12 protein-coding genes and 1 pseudogene are annotated in these 11,947 nt (G+C 71.4%); 6 read left to right on the top strand and 7 right to left on the bottom strand.

Annotated features, from left to right (window positions below; translation table 11 throughout):
• The 4 genes and pseudogenes from ASE01_RS09660 to ASE01_RS09640 form a co-directional block, all read right to left on the bottom strand.
• Nucleotides 1-678, bottom strand: a pseudogene (locus ASE01_RS09660) (hypothetical protein); the annotation flags it as partial.
• A gap of 693 nt (nt 679-1,371) precedes the next feature.
• The gene (locus ASE01_RS09650; RefSeq protein WP_082605971.1) at nt 1,372-2,607 is read right to left on the bottom strand and encodes a dipeptidase; all 1,236 of its coding nucleotides are present in this window, start codon (nt 2,605-2,607) and stop codon (nt 1,372-1,374) included.
• A 27-nt stretch (nt 2,608-2,634) separates the two neighbouring features.
• Complete coding sequence (locus ASE01_RS09645) at nt 2,635-4,203, bottom strand: serine/threonine protein kinase (protein WP_162260286.1); 1,569 nt, start codon at nt 4,201-4,203, stop codon at nt 2,635-2,637.
• Nucleotides 4,204-4,211: 8 nt separating this feature from the next.
• The gene (locus ASE01_RS09640; RefSeq protein WP_200958789.1) at nt 4,212-4,868 is read right to left on the bottom strand and encodes a Crp/Fnr family transcriptional regulator; all 657 of its coding nucleotides are present in this window, start codon (nt 4,866-4,868) and stop codon (nt 4,212-4,214) included.
• A gap of 110 nt (nt 4,869-4,978) precedes the next feature.
• Between ASE01_RS09640 and ASE01_RS09635 the strand changes: the two genes are divergently transcribed.
• The 5 genes from ASE01_RS09635 to ASE01_RS09615 all read left to right on the top strand — a co-directional run bounded on the left by ASE01_RS09635 (nt 4,979) and on the right by ASE01_RS09615 (nt 8,002).
• On the top strand, nt 4,979-5,605 hold the full coding sequence (locus ASE01_RS09635; protein WP_056750025.1) for an ATP-binding protein: 627 nt from the start codon (nt 4,979-4,981) through the stop codon (nt 5,603-5,605).
• Nucleotides 5,589-6,110: a hypothetical protein gene (locus tag ASE01_RS09630; RefSeq protein ID WP_056750022.1), complete on the top strand. Its 522-nt coding sequence runs from the start codon at nt 5,589-5,591 to the stop codon at nt 6,108-6,110. Before ASE01_RS09635 ends, ASE01_RS09630 begins: the two co-directional genes overlap by 17 nt.
• An 85-nt stretch (nt 6,111-6,195) precedes the next feature.
• Complete coding sequence (locus tag ASE01_RS09625; RefSeq protein ID WP_056750019.1) at nt 6,196-6,804, top strand: hypothetical protein; 609 nt, start codon at nt 6,196-6,198, stop codon at nt 6,802-6,804.
• On the top strand, nt 6,801-7,109 hold the full coding sequence (locus ASE01_RS09620) for a hypothetical protein (RefSeq protein WP_056750016.1): 309 nt from the start codon (nt 6,801-6,803) through the stop codon (nt 7,107-7,109). Before ASE01_RS09625 ends, ASE01_RS09620 begins: the two co-directional genes overlap by 4 nt.
• On the top strand, nt 7,109-8,002 hold the full coding sequence (locus ASE01_RS09615; protein WP_056750013.1) for a hypothetical protein: 894 nt from the start codon (nt 7,109-7,111) through the stop codon (nt 8,000-8,002). Before ASE01_RS09620 ends, ASE01_RS09615 begins: the two co-directional genes overlap by 1 nt.
• A gap of 6 nt (nt 8,003-8,008) precedes the next feature.
• Here ASE01_RS09615 and ASE01_RS09610 read toward each other — a convergent pair whose 3' ends face one another.
• Together ASE01_RS09610 and ASE01_RS09605 are read right to left on the bottom strand one after the other, a co-directional pair.
• Nucleotides 8,009-9,082: an adenosine deaminase gene (locus ASE01_RS09610; RefSeq protein ID WP_056750012.1), complete on the bottom strand. Its 1,074-nt coding sequence runs from the start codon at nt 9,080-9,082 to the stop codon at nt 8,009-8,011.
• A gap of 1 nt (nt 9,083) precedes the next feature.
• On the bottom strand, nt 9,084-10,382 hold the full coding sequence (locus ASE01_RS09605) for a thymidine phosphorylase (protein WP_056750011.1): 1,299 nt from the start codon (nt 10,380-10,382) through the stop codon (nt 9,084-9,086).
• 78 nt (nt 10,383-10,460) lie between these two features.
• Here ASE01_RS09605 and ASE01_RS24365 point away from each other — a divergent pair, with 78 nt between their 5' ends.
• Nucleotides 10,461-11,384 carry an FHA domain-containing protein gene (locus ASE01_RS24365; RefSeq protein ID WP_056750010.1) on the top strand — a complete coding sequence of 308 codons (924 nt, stop codon included), beginning with the start codon at nt 10,461-10,463 and terminating at the stop codon, nt 11,382-11,384.
• Here the strand turns inward: ASE01_RS24365 and ASE01_RS09595 are convergent, their stop codons facing one another.
• Entirely contained in the window at nt 11,385-11,777 is a 393-nt protein-coding gene (locus ASE01_RS09595; protein ID WP_056750009.1) for a cytidine deaminase, read from the bottom strand.
• Nucleotides 11,778-11,947 lie beyond the last annotated feature (170 nt).

Genomic DNA, 11,947 nt, shown 5'->3' with positions numbered 1-11,947 from the left:
CACGACCTTCCGCCCGGCGGAACGGACAGTGACCTCACCGGTGTCCTCGTCGGTGCTGAGGAGGTCCAGGGCCAGGTCACGACGGGCGATCGCACCGACTGCCTGTGCACGACGAGCGTCGAGAGAACCCTCGTCACCGAGCCGGCCCCTCACCTCTGCCTCACGGGCGATGGCGGTGTTGAAGTCGTGACCGTCCGCAACGTCGACCACAGCAGTGATGACGGCGTTGCCGTGCTCATCCACCTCGGACACCTCACAGAACCGGTGCTCACTCGCCTTCTTCCGCTCGGCCTCGGCGCGGTCGGGGTCGAACCGGATGATCGCTTCGGTGATGAGTCGGTCGAGCTGTGCCCAGCTCACGTTGGCGACGGCTGCGAGCTGGCGGTCGACGAACGCGGCCGCGTCTGGTGTCAGTGACCTGGTCTGGTCGGCGATGCGGTGGGCCTTGAACGGCGGAACCCGACCAGCGATGACGGAGGCGTAGACCGACGGGAGTCGCCAGGCACATTCGATGATCCGCCCGACGTGCATCCGACCACCGTCAGGTGTTCGGCCGAGGACGGCGATGAGCTCCATCAGCTCGAACTCACTGACCAGCGGGGCGCCGGGGCCGGCGATCGGAACCCCGGTGTCGACGACACCGGCGAGGACAGTGGCGGCGCCCTCGACGGTCTCCATCGATCTCGAGCTGGTGTCGGCCCTTCACATTGGCACCGAGCTCGGTCAACAGCTCACCGACCGAGCAGCCGTCGTAGCGGCCGATCAGTGCGGTGGATGCGGTCCCGAGATCCATACCCATATTGGATCACGACCCACCGACACAACCACCGGCAGGCGGAAGCCCGGTGGTTGAGGAGGTCGCGCAGCGACCGTCTCGAGACCTGGCGAGTCGGTGCTGGAACTCGTCCATTGGCAGTGGGTGCACCGTGGCGGGTGGTCTCGAGACGGCCGCGGGCGGCCTCCTCGACCAACGGTGGGCGACAGCGCGGTCCGGCCGTCCGTCGTACCCATTCGTTGTTGTCGGCGGCTCCCCGTTGGTCGAGGAGGTCGCGCAGCGACCGTCTCGAGACCTGGCGAGTCGATGCCGGAACCTGTCCACGGGCAAGCGGGTGCACCGTGGCCAGGGGTCTCGAGACCAGGTGAGTCGATGCCGGAACCCCAGACGTGGGCGGGCGGGTGCACCGTGGCCAGGGGTCTCGAGACGGCCGCGGGCGGCCTCCTCGACCAACGGTGGCCGTCCGCCGTACTCCCTCGTCGCTGCCCCCTACGGAACGAGACCACCGACCGACCGCAGCCGAGGAAGAGTCCCAGCACCACGGCCAGTGGTCTCGAGACGGCCGCGGGCGGCCTCCTCGACCACCGGTGCGCCACCTAGTCCGGGAGCACCGCCCGCATCACCCGCAGGCTGTTGCCGCCCATGATCGCGGCGATCTCCTCCTCGTCGTACCCACGGTCGACGAGCTCCTGGGTGATGGCGGCGAGGTGGGTGGTGTCCCAGCCGACGGTGGTGGCGCCGTCGTAGTCGCTGCCGAGGGCGACGGACTCGATGCCGCCGATCAGGACGACGTGGTCGATGGCGTCGACGACGGCCTCGGTGGTGAGGTCGCAGACGGCGGCGTCCCAGTAGCCGACGCCGACCACGCCGCCGGTGGCGGCAACGCCACGGATCTCGTCGTCGGTGAGGTTGCGGTTGACGTCGCAGGTGGCCTGGACGCCGCCGTGGGACAGCACGACCGGCTTCGTGGCGAGCTCGAGCATCTCGGCGACGGCGTCGTGGCTGGCGTGGGCGATGTCGACGATGATGCCGCGGCGCTCCATCTCGGCGAAGACCTCGCGTCCCAGCTCGGTCAGTCCGCCCTTCTCCTCGCCGTGCATGGACCCGGCGACCTCGTTGTCGAAGAAGTGCGTGAAGCCCGCCATCCGCATCCCTGCGTCGTAGAGCCGGTCGAGGTTGTCGAAGTCGCCCTCGAGGTTGTGCAGGCCCTCGACCGAGAACAACCCGCCGGTCACCTGCTTGCCGGCGGCCCGGTCCTCGAAGAGTACGTCGAGGTCCTTGCGCGTACGGACGAGGACGAGCTGGCCGTCGGAGTCGGCGGCAGCATCCGCGAGCTTCTCGGCGTGGTAGAGCGAGCGCTCGAGCAGCGAGCCCCAGGTGCGGAACGGCTGGAGCTGGGCGATCGCCAGCAGGGTGATGTTGTCACTGTCGGCGGAGTTGCTGTCGTAGTTCTGGCCCTTGGGCGACTTCGACACCGACGAGAAGACCTGCAGCGCGACGTTGCCCTCCTCGAGACGGGGCAGGTCCATGTGGCCGCGGTCGGCCCGCTCGAGCAGGTCCCGGTCCCACATCAGCGTGTCCGAGTGGAGGTCGATGATCGGCAGGGAGTCGTGGAGCCGCTGCGTCTGGGCCGTGACCTCGGGCAGCTCGGCCGGTTCGATCCGGTTGCGCATCGACTCCAGCTTGGCAGGCGCGAAGGTGAAGAACACGACTCCGGCGACCACTGCCAGTGCCGTCCCGCAGGCGAGCACGATCCCGACCCGTCGGCGCGTGATGCGGCGTCCCCGCGGGCGCTCCGTCTCCTCCGTCTCGTCAGCCACGTCGTCCGTCATGTCCACATCCCTGTCCTCAGCACGTCCTCAGCCGCCGCGCCGCACGGCCGGCAGCACCTCGGCGCACAACCGGCCCACCTCCGCGACGAGGTCGTCGAACGACTCCCGGTCGGAGGCGGCGTCGACGGTGAGGCTACCGCCGCAGACGAGGGCCTGGTCGCGGACGGCGATGCCGAACTGGACGACGCCGGTTCCGGCCCGCAGGGGCTTGTCCTCGACCTGGATGGAGGGGGCGAAGCAGGAGAAGGCGGTGTCGTACTCGCCCTCGTCGAGCTCCTCGCAGTCGGTGGCGTAGCTCGGCTTCCAGGTGGACTTCTGTGCCGCGACGTAGTCCTGGCTGGCGCCGTCGATGACGGCGGCGAGGCGTTCCGGGGAGGTGGCGTCGCGCTCGGAGGCGGAGCCGACCGTGACGGTCACGACCTGCGCCGGCGACTCGACACCCCAGAAGCAGGAGACGGAGGCACGAGCCTTGGGACCCAGGGTCGCGCCGGAGGAGCCCGACGAGGTGAAGCCGGTGCGCGCGTCCGGGCCGATCGCGGCCTCCGCCGCCCCGGTGAACCGGTCGCAGAACAGGTCGGTCCGGAGGCTGACCGGGTCCGGCGGCTGGTCCTCGCCGAGGATCTGCACGGCCACCGCGCCCAGCACCACGGCGCCGACGGTGATCAGGCCGATCGCGGCCGCGATGATCCCGCGCGGGACCCGGAAGGACCGACGGGGACGGGGCGCCCGCGGCTCGCGCTCCGTGCGCGGCTTGCGCGGCTTGCGCTGCTTGCCGCCCGAGGCCTCGTCCGCCACCGGAACGACCGGTGCGGGTGCCGGCGCGAGGGGGACGAGCTCGGCGACGGCGGAACCGACGAGTGACCCGATGCCCGCCTCGGTCCACCAGACCTTGCCGTAGGCGCGCTTCGCGGCCTTGCCGAGGGCCTCGAGGAGGGCGCTCGCGTCGGCGTACCGATCGGCAGGTGCGGGCGACAGCGCCGTGACCAGCACGCTGCGCAGGCTGGCGTCGATCGCGAGCAGCTCACGCGACTGCTCCCCCACCGTGCGGTCGGTCAGCAGGTGCACGAGGACGGCGGCGACGGCGTACACGTCAGCGGCGGCGGTGCCGCGATCGTCGGCCCCGGGCTCGGGAGGGAGGTACGCCGCGACGGGGTCCCCGAGGCCGAAGTCGATCAACCGCGCCACGCCGTCGGTGTCGAGCAGGATGTTCGAGAGCGAGATCCGACCGTGGACGACGCCCTGCGCGTGCGCGCTCGCGAGCCCGGTCAGCATGCCCCGGATCACGCCCAGCCGCTGGCCGACGAGGAGCCGCGCGCCAGAGGCTCGGACCTCGACGAGGGTGGCGCCGTCGACCCAGTCGAGGGCCAGGAACGCTCCGTCAGGGCCTTCGAGGAGCTCCTGCACCGCGACGACGTGCGGGTCCTCGAGGGCGACCAGCCCGGGGACCATCGCACGGAGCCCTGCCAGGTCGCGCTCCGGGACCGGTCGCAGCGCGACCTCACGTCCGTCGGCCACCCGCCGTGCCCGCAACACTGCGCCCGGAGCATCCACGTCGACGCGTCCGAGCACGTCGTACCCGCTCACGGCAGGCCCCACGTCCATCCTCAGTTCCCGGCCTTTCGTTCGAGTCGCGGCAGGTCGAGGACGACGATGCGTCCGCGGCCCACCTCCACGATGCCCTGATCCACCAGTCGCTGGAGGATCTGGTTGATCGTCGGCCTGGTTCCGCCCGTCAGGTCGGCGAGCTGGACCTGGGTCAGCGGGACCGTCGTCGGTCCCGTGCCGTCACCGTAGCTGGCGGCGAGTTCGGCGAGCCGGCGGTGCACCCGGCGGTCGAGACCGACGTAGGACATCTCGAGCAGCCGCCTGCTCAGCTCGTCCACCCGCTCGGCCAGGATCACCGACAGCATCCGCTGGACCTCGGGCTGCCTGCGGCACAGCTGGTGGAAGGCCGAGGCCGGCACGGCGATGGTCTCGCTCGGCTCGAGCGCCGTCACGGTCGCCGTCCGCGTGCCGTCGGCACGCAGCAGGGCGAGCTCGCCGAAGCTGCTCCCGGGTCCGAGCACGTTGATCGTCGCGACGTCCCCGGACGCCAGGGACACCCGGATGGTCAGGTGCCCGGAGAGCACGAGGTGCAGCGCATCGGCCGGATCGCCCTCGTGGCACACCACTTCGTTGCGCGCGAACCGTCGCCGACGGCCCAGGGCCAGGAAGTCCTGGCGCTCGGCGTCCGAGAGGCTGCGCAGCAGCGGCCATTCCACGTTCACGAGGATCCCGCACCCAGCCGGGAACGGCGGGCGAATCGCCGGATTCGCTGCCAGCGGAAGTGACCACGACCGGGGCCTCGCTGCAGGTGTCATAGGGTCGACGGATGCGCGCTCGTGTGATCGTCCTCGCCGGGCCCTCGGGTTCCGGCAAGTCACGGCTCGCCGAGCGGCTGCAGCGGGCGCGGGGCTGGCCCACGCTGCGGCTCGACGACTTCTACCTCGACGGGGACGACCCCCGACTGCCGAGGATCGAGGAGGGCGCCAACGCCGGCCTCGTCGACTGGGACCACCCGGGCAGCTGGAACCGCGAGGACGCGCTCTCCGTGTTGCGCGAGCTGTGCACCCACGGCGCCGCCGACCTGCCGGTCTACTCGATCTCCGAGAGCCGCCGCACCGGCAGCCAGCGCCTCGACCTCGCCGGCGCGACCCGGTTCTGTGCAGAGGGGATCTTCGCGATCGACATCGTCGAGGAGTGCCGTGCCGCCGGGATCCTCGAGGCGGCGTACTGCATCACCCAGCACCCCGTGGTGACCTTCTGGCGCCGCCTCACCCGCGACCTGCGCGAGCACCGCAAGCCCCCGCTGGTGCTGGTACGCCGTGGGCTGGCCCTCGCGCGCGCCCAGCGTCAGATCGTGCGCCGGGCCGCAGGAGTGGGGTGCCGGGTCGCGACCGGCGATCGTGCGTTCTCCGACCTCGGCACCCAGGAGGGCGACCATGCGGTGGCCCGATGACGTCCGCCCCGACTCGCTCCGCCAACCCGACCAGGTCAGCTGTGGCGCCGCGTCGGTCGTGGCCGCGCGGGTGCTGCTCACACCGTGGCGTCCCGAGCGCGCGTCGAGCGAGATCCAGGAGGAGCACCGCCACCTGACGTCGAGCCGGAGCCCCCGCGACCGCATGCAGTTCCCGTGGCCGCAGCGCTTCGGCACTCCCCCGTGGGCGGTCGCCAACGCGCTGCGCTCGCTGACGGGTCGCCACATCGCGACCGTGTTCGTCCGCCCGCGGCCCGAGATCGGCTTCGAGGTCCTGCAGGCGCAGCTCGGCGACGGCCGTCCCGTCGCGATCTTCATCGGCAACAGGTGGCTCCCCCGTCACGTCGTCCTCGCCGTGCGCGCGACCGACGGTGGCATCGAGGTCTTCGACCCGGCCGCCGGCGCGCTGCGCGTGATCGGTCGCACCAGGTGGACCGAGCACCGCATCGACATCGCCGGCTGGAGCCACTTCTGGTTCGTGGTCTGAGGAGGTTCTCCGAACCCGTGGTTTCGCTCCGCCGAGGTGGGGGCAGACCGTGGGGACATCTCATTCGGGGAGATCGGAGAACCACATGTCATCACTGGACTTCGACGGCCAGCGACGTCTCGAGGCGCTGCAGGCGCGCGGCTCGGGCACTCGCTTCCACCAGGTCGCGCCGGTCACCGGCACCGACCCGGAGACCCGTCTGGCGCTGACCGTCGACGCGGCCCGCCGGGTCGTCGCGGCCATCGTGCCCGACGCCTCCCTGGTCCGCACCTCCGGCCTCCTGGCCGCCGCGGTGCGGGTCGCCTTCCAGGACGCCGACCTGGCCCGCGCCCGCGCCTCGCGGGAGCGGTCGGGCGATCGTCCTCCCCCCGCCGACGCCTCCGGGCTGGTGGACGTGAGCGCGCTGCTGCGCCCGGCCGCCACCCGCGAGCGCGGCGTCGCCCGACGTACCCGGGCCACGGTCGCCGGGGGCGCCGGGGGCGCTGGAGGCGCCACGGCGACGGTCCCCTCCCTCGCGGCCACCGGTCGCTCGGCCAACGGCTTCCTGCTCGTCACGGTCGGTCCGACCGGTGTCGTGGAGGACGTCGAGGCGGACGCCGGGTGGCTCGCCGGCGCTCGCGAGCAGTTCCTCGAGTCGGCACTCGTCCAGGCCTTCCAGGAGGCCGCCCTCACCAAGGTTGGAGAAACACGATGACCCTCGAAGCAGACATCGAGCGCTTCCCGCTCGCCGCGGCGGAGTGGGACGACCTGTCCGCCCAGATCCTCGCCGCCCGCGAGAAGCTCGAGCCGTGCCGCACCGACGGCTACCGCTTCGGCATCCTCGCCGAGTCCGTGGGCGACGCCCACGACCTGTTCATCGGCAACGTCTACGACGCCCTGGCGGCCGGCAGCAACGTCGCGATCTCCATCGGCGACGCGCTGCAGGCGACCGGGCGCGACTTCGGGATGACCGACGACGAGCAGGCCCGCTACCTCGCCACGACGACGGACCAGATCTGATGACCGTCTTCACGCCCGACTCCTGGGGCAGCGGCCCGTCGCAGACCGACCTCTCCTACGTCCACTTCTCCGACGACGTCGAGGAGTACCTCGACAAGGTCGAGGAGAAGATCCGCGAGGGCATCGACTGGGTCTGGGACCGGTGGGACGACAGCGTCGTCAACAAGTACGGCCGCTTCGTCAGCCCCGTCGCCTGGTGGGCGATCGACAACGCCAAGGACAACCTCAAGGACGCGATCGACTCGATCTGGGAGGAGTTCGAGAAGGTCTGCGAGGGTGTCTGGGAGAAGGTCCGGGAGCTCTTCGCGACCCCGTGGGGCCTGATGGATCTCTCCGAGCGCTACAGCTCCGCGGCCGGCATCCTGCGCGGCGAGGTGACCCTGATCGACCGGATCCGGCGCCACATCGAGAAGGGCTGGGCCGGCGACGCGTTCATCTCCTACGCCGGGATGACCGAGGAGCAGAAGTGGGCCCTCAACGGCCTGGCGTCCGGGCTGTCCACCGCGTCCTCGGCGTGCGCGACCGGCGCCCAGCAGATCTGGGACATCTGGATCGCGGTGATGAACTACATCCTCGACCAGATCGACACCGTGCTCGGCAAGATCAAGGACGCCACCGATGCCGGCCAGTGGGTCACCCTCGACGCCGGGGTCGTGACCTCGCTGATCGGCCAGCTGCTCGTCAACGTCGCGCAGCTCGCGACCGAGCTGCTGTCCTTCTGGGCCGACAACCAGACGGTCAACATCGCGGTCTGGAACGGGCTGAACGACGGCGCGGACCTGCGCGGGATCACCGTCACCGGCGGCGGCGACGACCGTGAGCTGCACTGGCCCGAGCTGAGCCCGGCCGACGTCGAGGACGTCCAGGACAAGGACGCCTGGACCAACTCCTGAGGACCGTCAGCGCGCCTGCGCGGCGTACCACGGCTTGATGGTCTCGGTGATCAGGCGGTAGCGCTCGTCGTAGGGGATGAAGGCGGACTTCATCGCGTTGACGGTCAGCCACTCCATCTCCGCCCAGCCGTAGCCGAAGGCCTCGTGCAGCAGCCCGAACTCCTGGCTGAGCGAGGTGCGGCTCATCAACCGGTTGTCGGTGTTGACGGTCACCCGGAAGCGCAGCGACGCGAGCAGCTTGATGGGGTGCTCGGCGAGCGAGTCGGCCGCACCGGTCTGCACGTTGGAGGACGGGCACATCTCGAGCGGGATCCGCTTGTCGCGCACGTACGACGCCAGGCGGCCCAGCGTGACCGTGCCGTCGTCGGCCACCGTGATGTCGTCGACGATGCGTACGCCGTGACCGAGCCGGTCGGCGCCGCACCACTGCACCGCCTCCCAGATCGACGGCAGGCCGAAGCCCTCGCCGGCGTGGATCGTGAAGTGCGAGTTCTCGCGCTGGAGGTACTCGAAGGCATCGATGAACCGGGTGGGCGGGTAGCCCGCCTCGGGACCGGCGATGTCGAAGCCGACGACCCCGCGGTCGCGCCACTGCATGGCCAGCTCAGCGATCTCCATGGCCCGCGCAGCCTGGCGCATCGCGGTCAACAGGTGCCGCACGACGATCCTGCCGCCGGCGGCAGCCATGCCCTCCTCGAAGCCCTGCTGGACCGCCGCGACGGCGTCCTCGAGGTCCAGGCCGGCCTCGACGTGGAGCTCGGGGGCGTAGCGGATCTCGGCGTAGACGACGCCGTCCGCCGCCAGGTCCTCGACGCACTCGCGGGCCACCCGGGTCAGCGCCTCGGCCGTCTGCATCACGCCGACGGTGTGCGCGAAGGTCTCCAGGTAGCGCTCCAGCGAGCCGGAGTCGGCGGCCTCGGCGAACCACGTGGCGAGCTCGGTCGGGTCGGTCGCGGGCAGCTCGTGCCCGACGGCAGCGGCCAGGTCGACGATCGTCGCCGGGCGGAGCCCTCCGTCGAGGTGGTCGTGCAGCAGCACCTTGGGCGCTGCCTTGAGGAGGTCAGTGGAGAGCTCGGTCATCTCAGTTCCTTCCGATCCGGTCGATCACGAGCGGACGCGGCTCGAACGCCGTGCCGGCGGGCGCGACGTCGTACCCGCCCTCGAGCGCAGCGAGCGCCCGGTCGAAGCGCTCGGGGGTGTCGGTGAGCAGGGTGAAGAGCGGGTCGCCGGCGCGGACCGTGTCGCCGGGGCGGGCGTGCCACACGACGCCGGCGCCGGCCTGGACCGGGTCCTCCTTGCGCTCACGACCGGCGCCGAGACGCCAGGCCGCGACACCCACCGACATCGCATCGAGGCGGGTCAGCACACCGTCGGAGGGTACGGCGACGACGTGGCTCTCCCGGGCCACCGGCAGCGCGGCGTCGGGGTCGCCGCCCTGGGCGCCGATCATCGCGCGCCAGGCATCCATCGCCGAGCCGTCCGTGAGCTTCGCAGCGGGGTCGACGTCGTCGCGACCGGCGGCGGCGAGCATCTCGCGAGCCAGCGCGACGGTCAGCTCGACGACATCGGCGGGACCGCCGCCGGCGAGGACCTCGACCGACTCCGCGACCTCGATCGCGTTGCCGGCCGTCAGGCCCAGCGGGGTGTCCATGTCGGTGAGCAGTGCGACGGTGTTGACGCCGGCGTCGGTGCCGAGCGCGACCATGACCTCGGCGAGCTCGCGGGCCCGCTCGACGTTCTTCATGAAGGCGCCGCTGCCGACCTTGACGTCCAGCACCAGCGCACCGGTGCCCTCGGCGATCTTCTTGCTCATGATCGAGGAGGCGATGAGCGGGATGGCCTCGACGGTCCCGGTCACGTCGCGCAGTGCGTAGAGCTTCTTGTCGGCGGGTGCCAGGCCGTCGCCGGCGGCGCAGATGACCGCACCGACCGACTCCAGCTGCGCCAGCATCTCCTCGTTGGAGAGCAGCGCACGCCAGCCGCTGATCGACTCGAGCTTGTCGAGGGTGCCTCCGGTGTGGCCGAGACCGCGACCGGACAGCTGCGGCACGGCGACGCCGCACGCGGCCACCAGGGGCGCGAGCGGGAGGGTGATCTTGTCGCCGACACCGCCGGTCGAGTGCTTGTCGGCCGTCGGCCGCGACAGCATCGAGAAGTCCATTCGCTCCCCCGACGCGATCATCGCGGCGGTCCAGTCGGCGATCTCGCGGCGATCCATCCCGTTGAGGAGGATCGCCATCGCGAGCGAGGACATCTGCTCGTCGGCCACCGACCCTCGGGTGTAGGCGTCGACCATCCAGTCGATCTGACTCGTGGAGAGGGTGCCGCCGTCGCGCTTGGTGAGGATCACTTCGACGGCATCGTGGGTGCCTGCAGACATGTCCGCACCCTACGACCCACGTCCAGCCATCCTCGTCCTCGGCGCCCCGGCCGCCTTCCTTTCGGCTTGAATGGGACCGTGCCCGTCACCGAGCAGCCCGGGCCGGGCGAGCTGACCCTGGTCTTCACCGACATCGAGGGCTCGACCGCGCTGGCGCAGGGCCTGGGTCCGCGCTGGCCCGACGTACTGCGCCGGCACCGCGAGACCAGCCGGACCGTCTGGCGTGACTTCGGCGGCCACGAGGTCGACACGGCGGGCGACGGCTTCTTCCTGGTCTTCACCGATCGTGCGGACGCCGTGGGCGCGGCCGTCGCCGCCCAGCGCGAGCTGAGCGCCACCCCGTGGCCCGGCGGAGCGCGGGTGCGGGTCCGGATCGGCCTGCACCACGGCGCCGTCTCCACGTACGACGGCAGCTACGTCGGCTACGAGGTCCACCGTGCCGCACGGATCGCCGCAGCGGCCCACGGCGGGCAGGTCCTCGCCTCGCTGGCTGCCGTGGCCGGACTGATGTCCGGCGCGGTGGGTGGCGAGCCCGGTCTCGCAGCCGTCGACCTCGGCCTGCACCCGCTCAAGGACATCGTCGTACCCGAACGCCTCTTCCAGCTCACCGCGCCCGGCCTCGCCAGTGCCTTCCCGCCGGTGCGCTCGCTGGGCGGGCCCGACGCGGCGTCGGCGGCCGAGGTGCCCTCCACCGTCCGCAGCGGCGTGGACGTGATGCCGGCGCTGCTCACGATGCCGGACGGTCAGCGGATCCCGCTGACGTCGTACGGCCTGCGGATCGGGCGCACACCCGACAACGACCTGGTCCTGGCCGATCCGGCGGTGAGTCGGCACCACTGCGCGATCAGCGCGACCAACGGCGGTTTCGTGCTGACCGACCTGCAGTCCACGCACGGGACGACGGTCGACGCGGTGCTGGTGACCGCGCCCCGGCTCCTCGCCGACGGTGAGGTCCTGCGCGTCGGCGACACCGACCTGGCCTTCACGTGGCCGGCGCGCTGATCAGCGGACGCGGTCCAGGTCCTCCGGGCCGAACGCCTGGGGCAGCACCCGGTCCATGGTCAGGACGCCCTCGGGGGTGAGCACCTCGAGCGGGGCGCCGCCGTTCTCCCAGAGCAGCTGGCGGCAGCGGCCGCAGGGCATGATCACCTCGCCGGCACCGTTGACGCACACGAAGTGGGTCAGCAGCCCGCCACCCGTCGCGTGCAGCTGGGAGACCAGTCCGCACTCCGCGCACAGCGTGACGCCGTACGCGGCGTTCTCGACGTTGCACCCCACCACGAGGCGTCCGTCGTCCGCGAGCGCGGCAGCGCCCACGTGATAGCGGGAGTACGGCGCGTAGGCCCGCGCTGCGATCTCGGTCGCAGCGCTCTGCAGGGCATCCCAGTCGACCACGCCGCCAACCTACCTCCCGGGCCTGTGACGCGAGGATCATCGGCCGGAGGTCGCCTTGGGAAGAAATGTCCCAAGTTGGTAACCGTTTCCACGAATGTGCTTCCCGTGCCGCAGCAGGTGGGTGAGGATGCACCCCGGAGCACCACCGCACATCCGCACATCCCCCTGCC

The organism is Nocardioides sp. Root190, assembly GCF_001428565.1.
Taxonomy (GTDB): domain Bacteria; phylum Actinomycetota; class Actinomycetes; order Propionibacteriales; family Nocardioidaceae; genus Nocardioides.
The sequence above is the reverse complement of the archived record's forward strand: the minus strand, read 5'-3'. Positions and strand labels throughout refer to the sequence as shown.